General features: G+C 72.7%; 16 protein-coding genes. 11 read left to right on the plus strand and 5 right to left on the minus strand.

Translation table 11 applies throughout. From position 1 onward, the window contains the following. The first annotated feature begins 84 nt into the window (after window positions 1–84). The 3 genes from ACSMTC_RS08465 (at window position 85) to ACSMTC_RS08475 (ending at window position 2,916) form a co-directional block, all read left to right on the plus strand. Complete coding sequence (locus tag ACSMTC_RS08465; RefSeq protein ID WP_436559036.1) at window positions 85–642, plus strand: hypothetical protein; 558 nt, start codon at window positions 85–87, stop codon at window positions 640–642. A gap of 90 nt (window positions 643–732) precedes the next feature. Further along, window positions 733–1,572 (plus strand): DUF4097 family beta strand repeat-containing protein, encoded by an 840-nt coding sequence (locus tag ACSMTC_RS08470; protein ID WP_436559037.1) that lies wholly within the window; start codon window positions 733–735, stop codon window positions 1,570–1,572. Window positions 1,573–1,722: 150 nt separating this feature from the next. After that, window positions 1,723–2,916, plus strand: coding sequence for a cytochrome P450 (locus ACSMTC_RS08475; RefSeq protein WP_436559038.1), 1,194 nt, complete (start codon window positions 1,723–1,725; stop codon window positions 2,914–2,916). Window positions 2,917–3,188: 272 nt separating this feature from the next. On the opposite strand, the gene ACSMTC_RS08480 is transcribed toward ACSMTC_RS08475, so the two are convergent. Next, the gene (locus tag ACSMTC_RS08480) at window positions 3,189–3,698 is read right to left on the minus strand and encodes a MarR family winged helix-turn-helix transcriptional regulator (protein WP_436559039.1); all 510 of its coding nucleotides are present in this window, start codon (window positions 3,696–3,698) and stop codon (window positions 3,189–3,191) included. Window positions 3,699–3,787: 89 nt separating this feature from the next. Here ACSMTC_RS08480 and ACSMTC_RS08485 point away from each other — a divergent pair, with 89 nt between their 5' ends. The 6 genes from ACSMTC_RS08485 to ACSMTC_RS08510 all read left to right on the plus strand — a co-directional run bounded on the left by ACSMTC_RS08485 (window position 3,788) and on the right by ACSMTC_RS08510 (window position 9,350). Further along, the gene (locus ACSMTC_RS08485) at window positions 3,788–4,570 is read left to right on the plus strand and encodes a dioxygenase family protein (protein ID WP_436559040.1); all 783 of its coding nucleotides are present in this window, start codon (window positions 3,788–3,790) and stop codon (window positions 4,568–4,570) included. Window positions 4,571–4,705: 135 nt separating this feature from the next. Continuing rightward, complete coding sequence (locus tag ACSMTC_RS08490; protein ID WP_436559041.1) at window positions 4,706–5,476, plus strand: SDR family NAD(P)-dependent oxidoreductase; 771 nt, start codon at window positions 4,706–4,708, stop codon at window positions 5,474–5,476. A gap of 38 nt (window positions 5,477–5,514) precedes the next feature. Further along, window positions 5,515–5,889 (plus strand): MerR family transcriptional regulator, encoded by a 375-nt coding sequence (locus tag ACSMTC_RS08495; RefSeq protein ID WP_436559042.1) that lies wholly within the window; start codon window positions 5,515–5,517, stop codon window positions 5,887–5,889. 64 nt (window positions 5,890–5,953) lie between these two features. Continuing rightward, window positions 5,954–7,486, plus strand: coding sequence for an AMP-binding protein (locus ACSMTC_RS08500; RefSeq protein WP_436559043.1), 1,533 nt, complete (start codon window positions 5,954–5,956; stop codon window positions 7,484–7,486). A gap of 178 nt (window positions 7,487–7,664) precedes the next feature. Continuing rightward, window positions 7,665–8,465: a TIGR03084 family metal-binding protein gene (locus ACSMTC_RS08505; RefSeq protein WP_436559044.1), complete on the plus strand. Its 801-nt coding sequence runs from the start codon at window positions 7,665–7,667 to the stop codon at window positions 8,463–8,465. A gap of 195 nt (window positions 8,466–8,660) precedes the next feature. Continuing rightward, on the plus strand, window positions 8,661–9,350 hold the full coding sequence (locus ACSMTC_RS08510; RefSeq protein ID WP_436559045.1) for an aspartate/glutamate racemase family protein: 690 nt from the start codon (window positions 8,661–8,663) through the stop codon (window positions 9,348–9,350). Window positions 9,351–9,385: 35 nt separating this feature from the next. Here the strand turns inward: ACSMTC_RS08510 and ACSMTC_RS08515 are convergent, their stop codons facing one another. The 3 genes from ACSMTC_RS08515 to ACSMTC_RS08525 form a co-directional block, all read right to left on the minus strand. Further along, window positions 9,386–12,721, minus strand: a complete 3,336-nt coding sequence (locus ACSMTC_RS08515; RefSeq protein WP_436559046.1) for an error-prone DNA polymerase — start codon at window positions 12,719–12,721, stop codon at window positions 9,386–9,388. A gap of 213 nt (window positions 12,722–12,934) precedes the next feature. Beyond that, on the minus strand, window positions 12,935–14,995 hold the full coding sequence (locus ACSMTC_RS08520) for a DNA polymerase Y family protein (RefSeq protein WP_436559047.1): 2,061 nt from the start codon (window positions 14,993–14,995) through the stop codon (window positions 12,935–12,937). Between the two features lie 41 nt (window positions 14,996–15,036). Further along, on the minus strand, window positions 15,037–15,813 hold the full coding sequence (locus ACSMTC_RS08525) for a hypothetical protein (protein WP_436559048.1): 777 nt from the start codon (window positions 15,811–15,813) through the stop codon (window positions 15,037–15,039). A gap of 310 nt (window positions 15,814–16,123) precedes the next feature. On the opposite strand from ACSMTC_RS08525, the gene ACSMTC_RS08530 reads away from it, so the two are divergent. Beyond that, entirely contained in the window at window positions 16,124–16,543 is a 420-nt protein-coding gene (locus tag ACSMTC_RS08530) for a RidA family protein (RefSeq protein ID WP_436559049.1), read from the plus strand. 123 nt (window positions 16,544–16,666) lie between these two features. Here ACSMTC_RS08530 and ACSMTC_RS08535 read toward each other — a convergent pair whose 3' ends face one another. Further along, on the minus strand, window positions 16,667–18,514 hold the full coding sequence (locus ACSMTC_RS08535) for a glycoside hydrolase family 15 protein (protein WP_436559050.1): 1,848 nt from the start codon (window positions 18,512–18,514) through the stop codon (window positions 16,667–16,669). 248 nt (window positions 18,515–18,762) lie between these two features. Between ACSMTC_RS08535 and ACSMTC_RS08540 the strand changes: the two genes are divergently transcribed. After that, on the plus strand, window positions 18,763–19,683 hold the full coding sequence (locus tag ACSMTC_RS08540; protein ID WP_436559051.1) for an oxygenase MpaB family protein: 921 nt from the start codon (window positions 18,763–18,765) through the stop codon (window positions 19,681–19,683). The last annotated feature ends 1 nt before the right edge of the window (window position 19,684 follow it).

The raw sequence follows: 19,684 nt of genomic DNA on the forward strand, positions 1-19,684 counted from the left end.
CCTGACCTGGGGGTACGCCACACGCCACCAAGCTGAGCCAGAAAGGCACTTGAAGTGGTGCCATAGTGGTGCCACCATGGCGTCATGGACCTCACGCCGTACGTCGACAGTCTCCGGCAGCAGCTCGCGATTGCCGCCGAAGCCGGCGGTGAGGACGCCCGCGAACTCGCCGAGCGCCTCACCGCACCACTGGAGGCGGCCGCTCGGCTCACCCTGCTGAACGCGCTCTCCGCCGCCGCCAGTGAGATCACCCGCGACCTCGCGCCGGGCTCGGTCGACCTACGGCTGCGGGGTCTCGACCCCGATTTCGTCGTGACCCCACCGCTCACCCACCAACCGTTCATCCACGAATCTCTCAAGGGTGCCCGCGAGGACCACGCCGAGCCCGCACCCACCGCCGTCCACTCCTCGGCGCCGCAAGCACCGCCGGAGGCGGAGGAGGGCGGCACGGCACGGATCAACCTCCGCCTGCCCGCCCATCTCAAGGTCCGGGTCGAGGAGGCCGCGAGCCGGGAGGGCCTCTCGGTCAACTCCTGGCTCGTCCGTGCGGCCTCCGCCTCCCTGGAGTCCGGCGCCAACGAGCACCGGGGCGGCCGCAGCCACCGCTGGGGCAGCCAGAGCTACACCGGCTGGGTGCGCTGACCCACCCGCCACAGCGACACCGCCTCATACCTCTCGTCTCACTCGTCCCACCCGCGGGACGCCCAGCAGACCCATCAGGACGGTACCGCCATGCCAGTTTTCGACACCCCCGAGCCGATTTCCGCCACGGTCCAGCTCGACCTCGGCGCGGTCCGGATCACCGCCGGCCACCGCACCGAAACCCTCGTCGAGGTGCGCCCGAGCGATGAGCTCAGGGAGGCCGACATCCGGGCCGCCGGGCGCACCCTGGTCGAGTACTCCGACGGCAGGCTGCTGATCAAGGGGCCCAAGCAGCGCTCCCTGTTCGGCCGGGGCGGGTCGGTCGACATAGCGATAGAGCTGCCCGCCGGCTCGCAGGTGCACGGCAGTGCGGCCATGGCCGAGTTCCGCTGCACGGGCCCGCTGGGGGACTGCAGGCTCAAGACCTCGTACGGTGACATCGAGCTCGACCGGGCGGGCGCCCTGCAGCTGGACACCGGCTACGGAGACATCACCACGGACCACTCGGTGGGCCATGCCGAGGTCGCCACCGGGTCCGGCGGTATACGGATCCGCGAGATCGACGGCACCGCCGTGATCAAGAACTCCAACGGCGACAGCGAGATCGGCGAGGTCACCGGCGGCCTTCGGCTGAACGCGGCGAACGGTGACATCTCGGTCGACCGGGCGCACTCCGACGTCACCGTCAGGACCGCCCATGGGGACGTCCGGATCGGCGAGGTGACGCGCGGTTCAGTCCTCCTCGAAAGCGCCTACGGCGAGCTGGAGGTCGGCATCCGCCGGGGCACCGCCGCCTGGCTGGACGTGCGCTCCGACTACGGCGCACTGCACAACCGCCTCGGCGCCTTCGACGGCCCGACGGAGTCGGACGAGACCGTCGAGGTGCGGGCCCGCACCGGCTACGGCGACATCCTGATCCGGCATTCCTGATCCACTCGGCCCACCCACCCACGAACGACCCGTCCGAAGCACCATCTCGCACCACGGCCCGTCAGAGGACCGGGCTCCGCCACGCACCATCGGTACGGAGCACCGCCCCTCTGAAGTCCAGCCGACATCCACCTGGAAGGGACCCAAACGATGATCATCCCCGCCGACGAATGGGGCAGCCACCCCCAGCAGTTCTGGCTGCGCGGGAGGCAGCCGGAGCAGCCGGTCCGGTTCGACGAGAAGCTCGGCTTCTGGAACGTCTACGGCTACCAGGAGTCGCTCGACATCCTGGGCGACCCGGGTACCTACTCCTCCGACACGACCCGACGGTTCCTCCCCGACGCCGACGAGTCGCTCACCGCCGGCAACCTGGTCCAGCTGGACCCGCCGGACCACCGCAAGCTGCGCACGCTGGTCAGCCATGCGTTCACCCCGAAGATCGTCGCCGAGCTCGAACCGCGGATCGGTGCACTCACCCACGAGCTGCTGGACGCGACCACCGGCCAGGATCGACTGGAGCTGGTGAACGACTTAGCGTATCCGCTGCCGGTGATCGTCATCGCCGAGCTGCTGGGCGTGCCGAGCAGCGACCGCGCCATGTTCCGGGAGTGGGTGGGCAACCTCCTCGACAACGACGACCAGTTCTCGCTGAGCGACCAGAGCGAAGAACAGAAGCGCCTCCTCCAGAAGCGGATAGAGCAGGCGCAGGTCATGGTCTCCTACCTCCACTCACACGCCGACGAGCGCAGGCGGCAGCCCCGGGAGGACTTGCTGACCCTGCTCGTCCAGGCGGAGGTCGACGGCGAGCGGCTCACCGACCGGGAGGTCGCGAACTTCGCCAACCTGCTGCTGACCGCCGGGCACATCACCACCACCATGCTGCTCGGCAACACGGTGCTCTGTCTGGACGCCAACCCCGAGCAGGCGGCGCGGGTACGCGCGGACCGCTCGCTGGTGCCGGGCGCGATCGAGGAGTCCCTGCGCCTCCTGACCCCGTTCACCGCCGTCTTCCGCCGCACCACCACCGAGGTGGAGATCGCCGGGCAGCGAATAGCCGAGGACGAGGTGCTCGCGGTGCGGCTCTCGGCGGCCAACCGGGATCAGCGCCAGTTCGCCGACCCGGACGTCTTCGACCCCACCCGGGATCCGAATCCGCACATCGGCTTCGGCCGTGGCATCCACTTCTGCCTGGGCGCACCGCTGGCCCGTCTGGAGGGCCGGATCGCGCTGAACATCCTGCTGGACCGCTTCCCGGTGCTGCGCACCGACCCGGACAACCCGCCGGTCTTCATGGCCGCCCCGGATCTCACCGGCCTCAGGTCGCTGCCGCTCCTGACCAGTTGACACAGCCCCAGCCGACCCAGCGGTAGCCGCTGACAGGCAGGACCTGGCGCCGGGGCAGCCACATCGAGAATGCGGCCGCCCCGGCGCACCCCTCCGAACGATCAGACTGCCCAGGGAACCCAAGGGCACTGCCGACAAACACCGATCCCCGGCAGGTCAGCGCACTCCGTGCGCACCCCGGCCATGCACCGTCCCGTCCACGACCACAAGCCGGGCATACGCGCCGCCAGCGCTTGGCCTCAGTGCTCGGCCTCAGCAGCCGACGCCGGCGCTCAGCGCTCGGACCCTCCACGCTCGGAGCCGCCGCGCTCGGCACTCCCCCGCTCGGCCGCGCGCAGTCGCTCACTGACCTCGCCGAGGCTCTCGCCCAGCATCACCAGTTGCTCCCGGCTCAGTACGTCGATCAGCACCTCGCGCACGGTGGCGACATGCCCCGGCGCAGCCGCTCGCAGGACCCTCCAGCCCTCCTCGGTCAGCTCGGCGAAGACCCCGCGCACATCACTGTCACAGGAGCGACGGCGGACCATCCCGGCCTTCTCCATCTGGGTGACCTGGTAGGTCAGACCGCTCTTGGAGGTGACCAGCCGGTCGGCGAGGTCGGTCATCCGCAGTGAGCCGTCGGGGGCCGCGGAGAGCTGCACCAGGATCTCGTACTGGGTGTGGGAGAGCCCGGCGTTCTCCTTGAGCTGCTGCTCCAGGCGCCGTTCGATGAGATTGCTGGCGACGACGAAGCCCCGCCAGGCGGCCATCTCCTGCTCGTCAAGCCAACGGGGTTCGTCCATGACCCCCATCCTACCCTGTTGTTCAAATTCGAACGAAGGTGTACCGTCGGTTCAAATTTGAACTATCAAGTTGGGAGTCGAAGCAGCCCATGAGCACCACCACCCCGGCGCGCATGCCCGCCCTCTATCTCTCGCACGGCGCGCCCCCGCTGGCCGACGATCCGATCTGGCCCGGCGAGCTGGCCGCCTGGTCGGCCGGGCTGCCCCGGCCCAGAGCGATCCTGATGATCTCCGCACACTGGGAGGAGGCCCCGCTCGCCCTCGGCGCGACCACCACCGTGCCGCTGGTCTACGACTTCTGGGGATTCCCCCAGCACTACTACCGGGTCCAGTACGCCGCGCCTGGCGCACCGGAACTCGCCGAGAGCGTGCGCAAGCTGCTGCGCGCCCCTGGCACCCCGGTCCAGGACATCCCCGACCGGGGTCTGGACCACGGTGCCTACGTACCGCTGGTGGAGATGTTCCCGGACGCCGACATCCCGGTACTCCAGGTCTCGATGCCGACCCTCGACCCGCAGCGGCTGCTGGAGCTCGGCCATCGACTGGCCCCGCTGCGCGACCAGGGCGTACTGATCGTCGGCAGCGGCTTCTTCACCCACAACCTGCGGGCGATCAGCCCCGACGGCCGAGTGCCCTCCGTGATGGCGGAGTTCGACGACTGGGGCCACCGTGTCCTGGCCGCCCAGGACCTCGACGCGCTGCTCGACTTCGAACGCAAAGCCCCTGCCGCGAAGTTGGCCCACCCGCGGACCGAGCACTTCGCGCCGCTCTTCGTCACCCTCGGCGCGGCCGAAGGTGACCTGGCCTCGCAGCGCAGCGTCATTGACGGCTTCTGGATGGGCCTGGCCAAGCGCTCGATCCAGTTCGGCTGACCCGGCCGCCCCGGCTGACCCGGCCGCCCCACCGGTCCACCGACCCACCGGTCCACCGACCCACCGCTCCCGCAGTCCGCCTCCGTGCCACCACCTTGACCCTGACACTGGCGGCAGGGTTGCACGCTCTCCCCCATGGACAGCATCGACAGCACCTCGCTGCACGGAAAGGTCGTCGTGGTCACGGGCGCGGGGACCGGTATCGGCCGCGCGACCGCGCACGAGTTCGCCGCGCTCGGCGCCCAGGTGGTGGCCGTGGGACGCCGCCCCGAGCCGCTCGCCGAGACGGCCGCCGCCGGGGGCTCCCGCATCACTCCCCTGCCGGCCGACGTCACCGCCCCCGGCGCACCCGACCAGGTCGTCGACGCCGTGCTGGCCCGGCACGGGCGCCTGGACATCCTGGTGAACAACGCCGGGATCGTCCGCAGCGCACCGCTCGGCGCCATCTCACAGGCCACGCTCGAACCGCAGTTGGCCACCAATCTCATCGCCCCGATCCTGCTCACCCAGGCCGCCCTGCCGGCGCTGACCACCGCCCGCGGCGTGGTCGTCAACATCACCACCTCGGTCGGCCAGCGCGCCTGGCCCGCCGGCGGCGCGGTGTACGCGGCCACCAAGTCCGCGCTCGAACTCCTCACCCGCAGCTGGGCGGTCGAGCTCGCCCCGCGTGGCATCCGGGTGGTGGCCGTCGCCCCGGGCGCGATCGAGACACCGATCGGTGAGCACTCGGGTCACACGCCCGAGCAGTCCGAGCGGATCCGCGACTGGCAGATCGCCCACACCCCGCTCGGCCGACTCGGCCGGCCCGAGGAGGTGGCCTGGGCGATCACCCGGCTGGCCTGCCCGCAGAGCTCCTTCGTCACCGGCGTAGTCTTCCCGGTGGACGGCGGCGCGGTCGTCGCATGAGACCGGCGGGTGTGCGGGGCCGAGGGTGTGGGGCGAGGGTGCGGATCGGTGAACTGGCCACGGCCGCAGGCGTATCGGTCCGTGCCCTGCGGCACTACGAGCAGTCCGGCCTGATCCACTCCGAGCGCACGGACAACGGCTACCGCCGGTACGGCGACCAGGCCGTCAACCGGGTGCGCAACATCCGCCACCTGCTCGACGCCGGGTTGACCCTCGACGACGTCCGGGTCTTCCTGTCCTGCCTGGACGGCGACCTGACCACCACCACCCCCTCCGGCAGGGGCCTGCAGGTGGCGCTGGACAGGCTCGCCGTGCTGGAACGGCGCATCGCCGCGCAGTGCGAGATTCGCGACCGGCTCGTGTCGGCACTGCGCTCGGCCGGGGTGGCGATCGGCGAAACGGTCCTCAACTGAACCACCGGGCCGCACCCGTGGCCAGGGGGGTGCGTGGAGCGGCCCGGCCGGGCAGAGTGGCGTCATGCACACTCCACTCACCGTGATGGACTTCCTCGACCGGGCCGAGCTGGTCTACGGGGACCGTGTCGGCCTGATCGACGAGCCGGTTCAACCCGCTTCCTCCTTAGGAGAGGTGACGTACCGACGGCTGGCCGAGCTGGCCCGTGCGCAGGCCGCCGGCCTGGACCGGCTCGGGGTCGGGCCCGGCGAGCGGGTCGCCGTCGTCTCCCACAACTCGGCCCGCCTGATGACCTCGCTCTACGGGGTGAGCGGCCACGGCCGGATCCTGGTGCCGGTCAACTTCCGGCTGAAGGCCGAGGAGGTGGCGTACATCGTCGAACAGAGCGGCGCTTCCGTCCTGTTGGTGGATCCGGAGCTGGACCAGGCGCTCGCCGGGATCGCGGTCAAGCACCGGTTCGTCCTCGGTGCCGAGAGCGACGAGGTGCTGTACGACTTCGCCGGCGAACCGGTCCGGCACCCGGTCTCCGAGTCGCAGACCGCGACCGTCAACTACACCAGCGGAACCACCGCCCGCCCCAAGGGAGTCCAGCTCACCCACCGCAGCCTCTGGCTCAACGCGGTACTGATGGCACTGCACTTCGGGGCGAGCGACCGGGACGTCTATCTGCACACGCTGCCGCTGTTCCACGTCAACGGCTGGGGCATGCCGTTCGGGCTGACCGGGCTCGGCGCGCAGCACGTCATCCTGCGCAAGGTGGACGGCACCGAGATCCTGCGCCGGGTCGAGCGGCACGGGGTGACCCTCCTGAGCGGCGCGCCCGCCGTCGCGGCGATGATCCTGGAGGCCGCCGCCGACTGGGACGGGCCGATCCCCGGCCGGGGCCGGGTCCGTATGGTCATCGCCGGCGCGCCGCCGCCCACCGCGATGGTGCAGCGCTTCGAGGACGAGCTGGGCTGGGAGTTCATGCAGCTCTACGGCCTGACCGAGACCTCCCCCCTGGTCACGGTCAACCGCGGCCGGGCCGAGTGGGACCACCTCCCCTCCGCCGAGCGGGCGGAGAGGCTGGCTCGGTCCGGTGCGCCCGCGCTGGGCACCCGGCTGCGGGTGGACGGGCAGGGCGAGGTGCTCGTCCGCTCCAACACCGTGCTGGAGGGCTACTGGCAGCAGCCACAGGAGACGGAGGCGGCACTCAAGGACGGCTGGTTCCACACCGGTGACGGCGGCGCTCTCACCGACGGCTACCTCATCATCGCCGACCGGAAGAAGGACGTCATCATCTCCGGCGGCGAGAACGTCTCCTCGATCGAGGTGGAGGACTGCCTGTACCGGCACCCGGCGGTCCTGGAGGCCGCGGTGATCGGTGTGCCGGACGCGAGGTGGGGCGAGACGGTCAAGGCACTGGTCGTGCTCAGGGACGGCCACAGCGCCGACGAGGCCGAGCTGATCGCGCACTGCAAGCAGCGGCTGGCGGGCTACAAGTCGCCGACCTCGGTGGAGTTCCGCGACGCCCTGCCCAGGACCGCGACCGGGAAGCTGCAGAAGTTCCGGCTGCGCTCGCCGTACTGGGAGGGGCACGAGCGGCAGGTCAACTGACCGCCGCGGAGCACGCGGCAGCCGGCCGGGGCCCGGTCGCGGGCACCCGGCCCGGCTCCCCGTCCGGCCGACCCGTGGTGTCCGCGATGCCGCGGGCGGTGCGGCCGGTGTGACCGGTGCGGCCGGTGCGGCACCCCGCCGTTGGAATCGATTGGCACCATGGAAGGAAGGCACACCGATGGCAGACCTGACCGCGCTGCTGGACGACCTGCGGGCCGAGAGCGCCGAACTGGACGGCCTGGTGGCCGGGCTGGACCGCGCCGGCCTCGCCACCCCGACCCCGGCCGCCGGGTGGACCATCGCCCACCAGCTCTCCCATCTGGCCTGGACGGACCGCTGGTCGCTGCTGGCGGTCCGCGACGCGGAGGGCTTCCGGGCCGCCGTCGAGCGGGAGTTCACCTCCGGCGCGGAACCGATCGAGGCGGGCGCGGCGGAGGGCGTGGGCGAGGAGCCCGCCGCGCTGCTGGGCCGCTGGCGCGCGGGCCGGGCGGAGTTGACCTCGGCCCTGCGCGAGGCCGAGGCCGCAGGGCTGAGGCTGCCGTGGTTCGGGCCGCCGATGAAGCCGGCCACCATGGCCACCGCCCGGCTGATGGAGACCTGGGCCCACGGGCAGGACGTCGCGGACGCCCTCGCCGTGGAGCGCGAACCGACCGGCCGGCTGCGGCAGGTGGCCCACCTGGGCGTACGGACCATGGGGTTCGCGTTCGCGCTGCACGGACTTCCGGTACCGCCGCCACAGCTGCCGGTCCGGGTCGAACTCACCGCGCCCACCGGCGAGCTGTGGGCCTGGGGACCCGAGGACGCGGCGGACCGGGTGAGCGGTCCCGCGCTGGACTTCTGCCTGCTGGTGACCCAGCGGCGGCACCGGGACGACCTGGCGCTGCGCGCCGAGGGTGCGACGGCCTCCGCCTGGCTGCCGATCGCCCAGGCCTTCGCGGGTCTCCCCGGAGGAGGGCGGCTTCCGGGGGAGACGGGGTGACCGCAAGCTCCCCGGGGTGAGCGGTTCACCGCCTCGGGCTCGATCCCGGTCGTCCTGACCGGGTGACGGGGCGACGGCACCGGCTGGGACGCCTGCTGCGCCACCGCCTCTCCGGTCTGCCGGTCAGCGACCTCACCGGCCCGCCCGCCCGACCTCACCCGCGGTCCGGATCATCGGGCATGCGAGAGTGACCGGATGAAGACCATCGGCCTGCTCGGCGGAATGAGCTGGGAATCCACGGCGGAGTACTACCGCCTGCTCAACGAACTGACCAGGGAGCGCCTGGGCGGCCTGCACTCGGCCCGGTGCGTGCTCTACTCGGTCGACTTCGCGGAGATCGAGCGCCTCCAGGTCGAAGGACGCTGGGAGGAGGCGGGTGCCGTGCTCGCCTCCGCCGCCGGGTCCCTCGAGGCGGCGGGCGCGGACCTGCTGCTCATCTGCACCAACACCATGCACAAGGTCGCCGACCAGGTCGCGGCGGCCGTCGGGATCCCGCTGCTCCACCTCGCCGACACCACGGCGGCGGCCGTCCGGGCGGCCGGTCTGCGCCGGGTCGGCCTGCTGGGCACGGCGTTCACGATGGAACAGGACTTCTACCGCGACCGCCTGGCCGCCCACGGCCTCGACGTCCTCGTTCCCACCCCCGAGAGCCGCGCCGTCGTCCACCGTGTCATCTACGAGGAACTGTGCCAGGGCATCGTCCGGGCCCAGTCGCGCCTGGCCTATCAGGAAGTCATCGCCGAACTGGCCGCCGCCGGCGCGGAAGGAGTCATCCTCGGCTGCACCGAGATCGAGCTGCTCATCGCCCCCGAGCACAGCACCCTCCCGGTCTTCGCCACCACCCGTCTGCACGCCGAGGCGGCGGTGAGCGCCGCCCTCAAGTAGGGGCCGTCCTGGGGCGTGCCCTCTCCTCCGCTGCCTCACACGCCGATCCGCAGGGCGGTCAGACGGGTGGCGACCAGGTTGGTGGCACCGTGGTCGCGCTCGACGAGGCCGTGGACGAGGAGACCGGCCCGGTCCAGGGCGGTACGGCGGTCGGGTTCCCAGACCGGACGGCTGCAGACGACGTTGATCAGACCGGTCTCGTCCTCCAGGCTGAGGAAGAGGACACCGCCGGCCGTGGGCGGACGTTGGCGGTGCGTCACCAGTCCGCCGACCAGGACGGAGGTACCGGGCTCGACCCCGGGGAGGGCCGACGCCGGGAGGACACCACCCCGGTCGAGGGCCGGACGCAGGTGCTGCATCGGGTGGCTGGTGGCGGAGGTGCCGGTGGCCCAAAGGTCCGCGATGGTCTCCTCGACCGGGGTCATGGCGGGCAGCGGCGGAGCGTCCACACCGGGAGCGGTACCCGGCAGGCTGTCCGGGGAGAGCGTCGCGTACACCCCGGCGGACCACAGCGCCTGGCGCCTGGTCAGTCCGAAGCAGCCGAAGGCCCCGGCCGTGGCCAGTGCCTCCAGGACGGGTGCGGGCAGGGCGGTGCGGCGGGCGAAGTCCTCCAGGTCCGTGTAGGGCTGTCCGGCGGCGACCACCTCGGCCTGGGGGGTGCCGAGCCCCCGGACGGTGGTCAGGCCGAGCCTGATGGCGGGCTGGCCGACGGCGGGCTGACGGACGGCGGCCCGCCCGGCCCGGTCGCGGACGGGCTGCTCCGGGGCGGGCTCTGGGGCGGGCTCCAGGCTGGGACCGGGAGAGCTGGCGTTGACGTCCACACCGCGGACCTGGACGCCGTGCCGCCGGACGTCGGCGACCAGGCTCAACGGCGAGTAGAAGCCCATGGGCTGGTTGGCCAGCAGGGCACAGGTGAAGGCGGCCGGGTAGTGGTACTTGAGCCAGGCGCTGGCGTACACCAGGTAGGCGAAGCTGATCGCGTGGCTCTCCGGGAAGCCGTAGTTGGAGAACGCCTCGATCTTGGTGTAGACGTCTTCGGCGATGACGGCGGGGATGCCGCGCTCGGCCATGCCGTCCAGCAGGCGCTGCCGCAGTTCGGCGACCCGCTGGTGGGAGCGTTTGGCGCCCATCGCCTGCCGCAGCCGGTCGGCCTCGGCCGGGCTGAACCCGGCGCAGTCGATGGCCAGTTGCATCATCTGCTCCTGGAACAGCGGTACCCCGAGGGTCTTGCTCAGGGCGTTCTCCATCAACGGGTGCGGGCAGCGGGCCGGTTCGGCCCCGGCGCGGCGGCGCAGATAGGGGTGGACGGAGCCGCCCTGGATCGGTCCGGGCCGGATCAGTGCGACCTCGACCACCAGGTCGTAGAACTCGCGCGGCTCCAGCCTCGGCAGGGTGGCCATCTGGGCACGTGACTCGACCTGGAAGACGCCGACCGTGTCGGCCCGGCAGAGCATCTCGTACACCGCCGCGTCGTCGTCCGGGATGCTCGCCAGGTCGAGCCGGCGGCCGTAGTGGGCGGCGATCAGGTCGCAGGCGTCGTGCAGGGCGGAGAGCATGCCGAGGCCGAGCAGGTCGATCTTGACCAGTCCGGCTCCGGCGGTGGAGTCCTTGTCCCACTGCAGCACCGAACGCCCCGGCATCCGGGCCCACTCGGTGGGGCAGATCTCGCCGACCGGTTCCCGGGTGAGCACCATGCCTCCCGAGTGGATGCCCAGATGCCTCGGCAGCCCGTGGAGCCGGCGGCCGAGGTCGAGCACATCGGCGGGGATCACCGCGTCCGCCCCCGGCGGACTGCGGAAGTCGGCCTGCCGGGTGAAGGCCTCGATCTGCCCCGGCGGGTAGCCGAGCACCCGGGCCGCGTCGCGCAGCGCCAGCCGGGGCCGGTAGGTGACGACGTTGGCGACCTGGGCGGCGTGCTCACGTCCGTAGCGGCGGTAGACGTACTGGATGACCTCCTCACGGCGGCGGTTCTCGATGTCGAGGTCGATGTCGGGCGGCCCGTCGCGTTCGACGCTGAGGAAGCGCTCGAAGAGCAGCCGGTAGCGGACCGGGTCCACGGCGGTGATGCCGAGGGCGTAGCAGACGGCGGAGTTGGCGGCGGAGCCCCGGCCCTGGCACCAGATGTCCTGCTCCCGGCAGAAGTCCACGATGTCGTGGACGATGAGGAAGTACCCGGCCAGGTCCAGCTGTTCGATGACGTCGAGCTCACGGGCGAGCTGGCGCCGCGCGGGTGCGTTGTCCGCGCCGAACCGGACCGGACCGGCCTCGGCGACCAGGGCGCGCAGATGGCTGATCTCGCTCTGCCCCTCGGGCACCGGGAAGCCCGGGAGCCGGGGGGCCAGTCCGCCGAAGTCGAAGGCGCAGGCGCGGCCCAGTTCCACGGTGGCCTGCTGGACACCGGGGTAGCGGGCCAGCCGGGCGGCCATCTCCCGGCCGGAGCGCAGATGGGCCGTGCCCGCGGCCAGCGTCCAGCCGGCCGCCTGCTCGACGGTCCGGCGTTCGTGCAGCGCGGCGAGCCCCTGGGCCAGCCTGGCTTCGGCCGGGGTGGCGTGGTGCACGTTGTTGGAGGCGACGACGGTCAGGCCGAGCCCGGCCGCGAGCGCGGCCAGCCGGGCGTTGCGCAGATCGTCACCGGGCAGGCGCTGGTCGACCAGTTCGACATGGACGTTCTCCCGGCCGAACGCCTCGACGAGCCGGAGGAGTTCACGTGTCGCCGCCTCCGGACCACCGGAGGCCAGGGCGGCCGGTACCCGCCCCCTGCGGCAACCGGTGAGCACCGCCCACTGGCCCTGGTGGGCGGCGGCGAGCCGGTCGAAGTCGTACGCCGGGCGGTTCTTGGCGCCGCCCGCGAGCTGGGCGGCACTGATCTCGGCGGACAGGCGGCGGTAGCCCGCCGGACCGCGGGCCAGCACCAGCAGGTGCTCGTCCCGGCTCAGGCCGAGCTCGGCGCCGAAGACCGTCCGTACTCCCAGCTCCCTTGCCGCGTCGGCGAACCGGACCACCCCGTACAGGCCGTCGTGATCGGTGAGCCCGACGGTCTCGATGCCGAGCCGGGCGGCCTCCCCGGCCAGCACCTCGGGGTCGCTGGCGCCGTCGAGGAAGCTGAACGCCGAGTGGGTGTGCAGCTCCGCCCACGGAACGGCCGCCCCCGACGGGGCCGGGAACGGGGTCAGGGCCGGAGCCGGAGTCAGGGCCGGAGCCGGGTCCGGGGCGTGCGGGGACGGACGGTGGCGGCGCAGCGGTACGACCTCGCCGCCCGACCGCTCGGGCTCGGCCCCGGGCCCGGCTCCGGTTCCGGGCTCGCCCGGTCGGCCGGTCATGCGGCGGTGCAACTCGCTCCAGGGGAGCGAGGGGTGGCTGGTGAATCCCATCGCGGGTAGTGCTCCGTCGGGGTGGTGCGGATGGTGCCGGTGGCGCGGGTCCGGCCCTGTCGAGCCCCCTTCGTTCCGTCCGCCCGTGCGCGGTCGCGGGCTGCGCCGGTGCCGGCGGGTAGGTGGGTACCGGCAGGTGCGCCGGCTCCGGTCGTAGGCGGTGCCGGTAGCAGGCGGTACCGGTCATAAGAGCAGTGCCGGCCATGGACGGCATCAGTCATAGGCGGCCTCCACGGACCAGTGGCCGTTCTCGACGGTGAGCATCAGGGCCCGGTCGCCGGCCACCGTGATCTGGAAGCGGGCCCGGCGGCGGCGCCTGGCCGGGTCCCACCAGTACTCGACGGCGGGCCAGGGCCCGGTCCAGCCGGTGACCTCCAGCAGGCTGCCGCCCAGGGCGAGCCGGGCCGGCGGGGCGGACACCTCGGCCCGCCCGCTGACGGTGACGGGTCGGCCGTCCGGGTCCAGGACGGTGACCGGTACCGGGCTGCGGGGCACCACACTGGGCGCCGGGTCCTGCAACCGGCCCGGCCAGGGAGCGGGTGCGGGCGCCTCGTACGCCTCTCCCCAGGGGACGCGCGCCAGTTGCTCGGCCGGGCCGCGGCCGCCGGCGGGCTCGGCCCGGCGCAGTCCGGCATGCCCGAGCACCGCCTGTACCCGGGCGACGGCGCGTTCGATCCGGTCCTCGGCCACGGCCTGTCCCCAGAGCGCCAGCTGCCGCCCCTGATCAGGGACCAGGCCGTCGGGGACCAGGCGCAGCACGGTGAAGCCGGCGCCGGCGGCGGGATCGCCGAAGTCCGCGGGGCCGGCGGGGGCGGCGGAGGGGGCCGCCGCGAAGGTGCCCGCTGTCTGCCAGGCCTGGAGCTGCCAGCGGACTCGTTCCGCGAGTGCGAAGGGGCCGAGCCTGCCCTCGTGCCGCCAGAGGCGGGCGGCGGTCCGGCCGTCGGCGCAGGTCACCTCGACGGAGAAGCGCCGGCAGGCCAGCCCGGCCGCGGCCAGCCGGGCGTGCAGCTGTTCGGCGAGTGCACGGGCGACGAAGATCAGTGGTTCGGCGAGCAGCTCCGGCGGGTCGAAGCGGTGTTCCACCGCGAGGTCGAGGCCTTCGGGGCGGGGTACCAGCGGACGGGACTGCAGTCCCCGGGCGCGGCGGTGCGCGGCCGTCCCGGTCGGACCGAAGCGGTCGGCGACCGCCCGTCCGGAGAGCGCGGCGAAGTCGCCGACGGTCTGCACCCCGAGCCGGACCAGCAGTTCGGCCAACGGCTCGTCCCCGAGCGCGGCCACGGGGTACGGGGCGAGGAACTCCCCCGTCCTGCCGTCCGGTACGAGTACCCCCGCACGGGCCGCCAGCACTGCCGCGAACAGCCCGTCGGCCACCCCGACCCGGCAGCGCGGCGGCACCCTCGCTGCGTCCGGCGAGTCCGGTACGTCCGGCGAGTCCGGCGAGTCCGGCGGGGTCACCGAGGCGCTCCGGGCCGCCGAAGCCTCCGAAGCCTGCGTGGTCTCCGTGGTCGCCGAAGCCCTCGGAGTCCGAGGGGCCAGCGGGTCCACTCCGGGGTGGTCGGCGGCAAAGTCGCGGCCGGCCTCCCCGGGGGCGGTCCGCTCACGGTGCGGCGGCGTGACCGCACCGGCGGCCCGCCCCTCCTCCGACGGTCCGTCACCTCCGTACAGCGGCAGTACCCGTGCCCCCGTGTCCGCAGCCCCCGCCCCGCCACCGGGTGTCTCCTCCCCACCCGGCAGCCGCGCCCCCGGCGGCGGCGCGTCAGCCGGAGCTTCGGGAGCGGGCCGGGACATGCCCCGGGCCAGGGCCTCGGTGACTGCCGCGTGCACCTGGGCGGCCAGTGCCTCCTCACCGCCGAAGTAGCGGCCGGGTCCCTTGACCGGGATCGCGGACATGCCCGGGCGCAGCACCTCCACCCGGGGCGTGAACGCCTCCACCGCGGCGACCGCCGGTTCGAACAGCCGGGTCTCGGCCTCCGGGTCGCGGTCGCGGAGTTCCAGCGCCGGGCAGAGCCGCTGGGCCAGCCGCAGCCGCTGCCCACGGCGTACACCCGCGGCGCGGGCCGCCTCCGAACAGGCCAGCACCCGTCCCGCCTCCAGCACCGCCACCGCCCGGTCCGTACCGGCGGCCTCCGGTGCCGTGGCCACGACCGGCCAGTCCGGGCACCACACCACCAGCACCCGAGGAACGCCCGCACCCACGCCCATGCCCGGGTCGGCCGCCGCCTCCCCGTCCGCACTCGGGCCGCCCCGCTCCGCCGTCACCTTCGTCGCCGCCATCTCACACCGCCGCACCACTCGCGCCATCGCCCGACCGCTGCTCACACCACCGCCAGCCCGAGACCGCCGGCCGCGGGCTCCGCCTCAGCAGGCCCGGCGGTCCCGGGAAGCCCAGCGGATCCGGGAAGGCCGACGACTCCGGGAAGGCCGACGGCTCCGGGAGACCGAGCAGGCACCGCGTCGGCCGACTCAGCGGGTTCGACCACCCGCGCCGCCCCGTGTTCGTCCGGCAGCCACAGGCGCGCGGTACGGGCCCGGGCTCCGGCCCCGCGGCCCTCCGCCGTGACCTCGGTCTGCCGTCCCACCAGCTGGCCGTACCCGTCACCGAGGCCGAACCAGCGGGCGGACTTCACGGCCAGCCGCAGTCCGGCGCCCGGCCAGGGGCCGGCGACCAGCAGCGCGCAGCCGCCGCGCCGCAGCACGGCGGTGAGCCTGGCCGCCAGCTGGGCGGACACCGGCCCCTCGGGGCGCAGCAGGATCAGCCCGACCGCTCCGGCCAGGGCCGCGACGACCTCCGGCCAGTGCTGTCCGGGGTCGTCCACGAGCAGCAGCCGCCGCAGGTCGAATCCGTATCCGGCGGCGGCCGCCAGCCCGAGGTCGGGCAGCCCCACGGCCGCCGACCAGGCGCCCTCGACCGCCGCCGCACCGGCCGCCAGGGCCAGTAGCAGACCGGTGTCACCCAGGACCGACACCACCGCACCACGCCGCAGTCCGCCCCCGGGCAGCAGCGGTGCCAGCGCCGGGAGGACGGGCAGCAGGTCTTCTCCGGTCGGCGTGAGGGCGGCCGGCCGGATCAGCGTGGAATCGAAAGTGGGCACACTTCAGGATCGAACATATGTTCAGTGATATTCAAGTCCAACTATCTGATAGAGCAGCAGAAACGTCCTGACCTGCACATATGTGAAACCCTGAGATCATTCGGTCACACTCCGCATTCGGGGGCAAAATCGAACACCCGCATCCGCCGACACCGCACCGACAGCCCGCCCCCACTCCGGCCCGCGCCACCCCGGCCCGCGCCACCCCGGCCCGCGCCAGCCCATCCAGCCCGGCCCGCCACGCGGCCCGGCAGCCGCCGGCGCCGTTTTTCACTGGCGGGGCGGACGGGCGACAGCCCAGGATGAGCCCATGACCGAACAGCAGACCCGACTGACCCACATCACCGCTCCCGAAGGCGTCGCCCCCGGAAACGGATACAGCCATGTCGTCCTGGGAACCGGCCGCCTGGTCGCCGTCTCCGGGCAGGTCGCCCTCGACGCGGACGGCAAGGTGGTCGGCGAGGGCGACCCCGAGGCTCAGGCGCAGCAGGTCTTCGAGAACCTGGAGCGCTGCCTGGCCGCCGCCGGCGCCACTTTCGCGGACGTCGCCAAGTTCACCTACTACATCACCGACGTCGCCTACCTGCCGGCCATCCGGACGGTGCGCGACCGGTTCATCGACACCGAGCGCCCGCCGGCCTCCTCGGCGGTCCAGGTGGCCGCGCTCTTCCGGCCCGAACTACTGCTGGAGATCGAGCTGTTCGCGGTGGTCGGGCCCACCGACCGGTGAGCGCCGGCCAAGCGTCGTCCGCCCCGGCGGGCGCCGACCAAGCGTCGTCCGCCCCGGTGAGCGCCGGCCAAGCGTCGTCCGCCCCGACGGGCGTCAGCCCAGCGCCCATCGCCCCGGCGGGCGTCAGCCCAGCGCCCGGTCGAGGTTGAACGCGGCGCTGATCAGCGAGAGATGGGTGAACGCCTGGGGGAAGTTGCCCAGTTGCTCGCCGGTCGGGCCGATCTCCTCGGCGAAGAGGCCGAGGTGGTTGGCGTAGGTGAGCATCTTCTCGAAGGCCAGCCGGGCCTCCTCCAGGCGCCCGGCGCGGGCCAGGGCCTCGACGTACCAGAAGGAGCAGATCGAGAAGGTGCCCTCGGTGCCGCGCAGGCCGTCGGGACTGGACTGCGGGTCGTAGCGGTAGACCAGCGAGTCGGACACCAGGTCGGCGGTGAGCGCGTCCAGGGTGGAGAGCCACTTGGGGTCGGTGGGCGAGACGAACTTGGCCATCGGCATCATCAGCAGGGCGGCGTCGAGCACGTCGCCGTCCAGGCTCTGGACGAACGCTCCCCGCTCGGCCGACCAGCCGCGCCGCATGATCTGCCGGTAGATCGCGTCGCGGCTCCGCCGCCAGCGCGGGAAGTTGGCGGGCAGGCCGCGCCGGTTCGCCATCCGGATGGCCCGTTCGATCGCCACCCAGCACATCAGCCGCGAGTACAGGAAGTTCCTCCGGCCGCCCCGGCTCTCCCAGACGCCTTCGTCGGGCTGGTCCCAGTGGCTGCACAGCCAGTCCACCACTCCGCCGACCTCGTCCCACCGGTCGCTGCCGATCGGCTGCCCCCACTTGTCGTACAGGTAGACGGAGTCGATCAGCGCACCGTAGATGTCCAGCTGCAGCTGGCCGGTGGCGGCGTTGCCGACCCGCACCGGGGCCGAGCCCAGGTAGCCCTCCAGGTGGGAGAGCTCGTACTCGGGCAGCTCGCGCCGCCCGTCGATGCCGTACATGATCTGCAGCGGGCCGGTGGCGTCGATGTCCCCCAGCGAGTCCAGTTGCACGGCCCGCTCGTCCAGGAAGGCCATGAACGCCTCGGCCTCCGAGGTGAAGCCCAGCCGGAGCATGGCGTAGACGCAGAAGGCGGCGTCACGGACCCAGACGTACCGGTAGTCCCAGTTGCGCTCGCCGCCGATCTGCTCGGGCAGGCTGGTGGTCGGCGCGGCCACGATGGCGCCGGTGGGCGCGTAGGTGAGCAGCTTCAGCACCAGTGCGGAGCGGTGCACCGTCTCGCGCCAGCGGCCGTGGTAGCGCGAACCGGCCAGCCAGCGGCGCCAGAACCTGACCGTGGCCCCGAACTGGTCCTCCGCCTCGGCCCGGGGGCAGGCCCTGGGGCTGACCTCGTCGCCGATCTGGTCGAGGGCGAACACCACGGACTCGCCCTCCAGGAGCTTGAAGTGCGAGAAGACGTCCCTGCCGTCGCACTCCAGCGTCGTGGTGGCGCTCAGTGCCAGCGACAGCGACTGCGATTCGAAGGTCGCCTCGTGGCCCTGCAGCCGCACGGTGTGCGGTTCGGCCCCGTAACCGAAGCGGGGGGCCACCTTGGCCCGGAACGGCAGGGTGCCCCGTACGCAGATCACCCGCCGGATCAGCCGGTGCCTGGCCGCCTCGCGGGACTCGTCGACGACCGGCATGAAGTCCTGGATCTCCGCCACCCCGTCGGCGGCGAAGAACCGCGTGATCAGTACGTTGGTGTCGGGGAAGTAGAACTGCCGGGTACGGGTCGGCACGTCGGCGGCCAGTTCGAACGATCCGCCCCGCTCCGCGTCGAGGATGGAGCCGAAGACACTGGGCGCGTCGAAGCGCGGGCAGCAGTACCAGTCGATGGTGCCGTTGGTACCCACCAGTGCGGCGGTGCGGAGGTCGCCGATCAGGCCGTGTTCGGAGATCGGCAGATAGCGCGAGCCGTCCACTCCCCCAAGACCAGCGATGTCGAATGCCATACCGGCCTCCCTACCGCCGCCGCACGGGCACCGAGAAACCTCGCATTTCATGGTAAACCGCCCCGGAAGCGGACACCCGGTGGCAGTATCCGGGGCCGCCCGGGCAGGTCCCGACCCGCCCGGGCGCGCTCCCTCCCGCGCATCGGCGATCCGCCCCGACCACTCGCACCGACGGCGCGTCAGACCGTAGAGTCTGGGCGACCGTTCAGCAGCGACACGTCGCCACAGCGCGGCCGTGAGGGATCCCGATGAAGCGTCACGTGTGGTTGGACCGGATACACCGGCTGGATCCGGAGACCGACTTCGCCGAGATCTACCGGATCAGCAGCCAGTACGAGTTCCCCTGGGACACCAACCAGTCGCTCGGCTTCGCCCTCTACCGCACCTACGCCGTGCCGAGCATCGGCCGCCTGCTGGCCGGGACCGGCGAGTTCACCGGGCGGACCCAGAAGCGGTACGACGACACGGTGCTGATCCTGGACGCGGTGGTCGAGCACGGCTTCGACTCCGCGCAGGGCCGCGAGGCGATCCGCCGGATGAACCGGATGCACCGGCGCTACGACATCTCCGACGAGGACTACCGCTACGTGCTTGCCACCTTCGTCGTGATGCCCAAGCGCTGGCTGGACGAGTACGGCTGGCGGCCGTACTCCCCGCACGAGGTGCGGGCGGCCGTCAACTACTACCGCCAACTCGGCCGCCACATGGGGCTCAAGGACATCCCGGAGACCTACCAGGAGTTCGAGCGGCTGCTGGACGACTACGAGCGGGCCAACTTCGCCTTCGACCAGGGCGGCCGGGACGTCTCCGACGCGACCCTCGCCCTGACCGCGAGCTGGTACCCGAAGATGCTCGGCGGGGCGGTGCGCGCCGCGTCGGTCTGCCTGCTGGACGACCCGCTGCGCGAGGCGTTCGGCTACCCCCGCCCGTCCGCGCCGCTGCGCCGGGCGGTCCGGGCCGCGCTGCGGCTGCGCGGTCGGGTGGTGCGGATGCTGCCGCCGCGCCGCAAGCCGGCTCCGGCCCGCGAGAGCAGTCAGGTCAGGGGCTATCCGAACGGCTACCGGCTGAGCGAGCTCGGCACCTTCGAGGAGGGCGGCGGCTGCCCGTTCACGGCGGCGGATCCCGCTTCCGCGGATCGCACCGGCGCCGGACATGTCAGTCCCCGGTAGT

The organism is Kitasatospora sp. HPM-01-4, from assembly GCF_051374625.1.
Taxonomy (GTDB): Bacteria; Actinomycetota; Actinomycetes; order Streptomycetales; family Streptomycetaceae; genus Kitasatospora.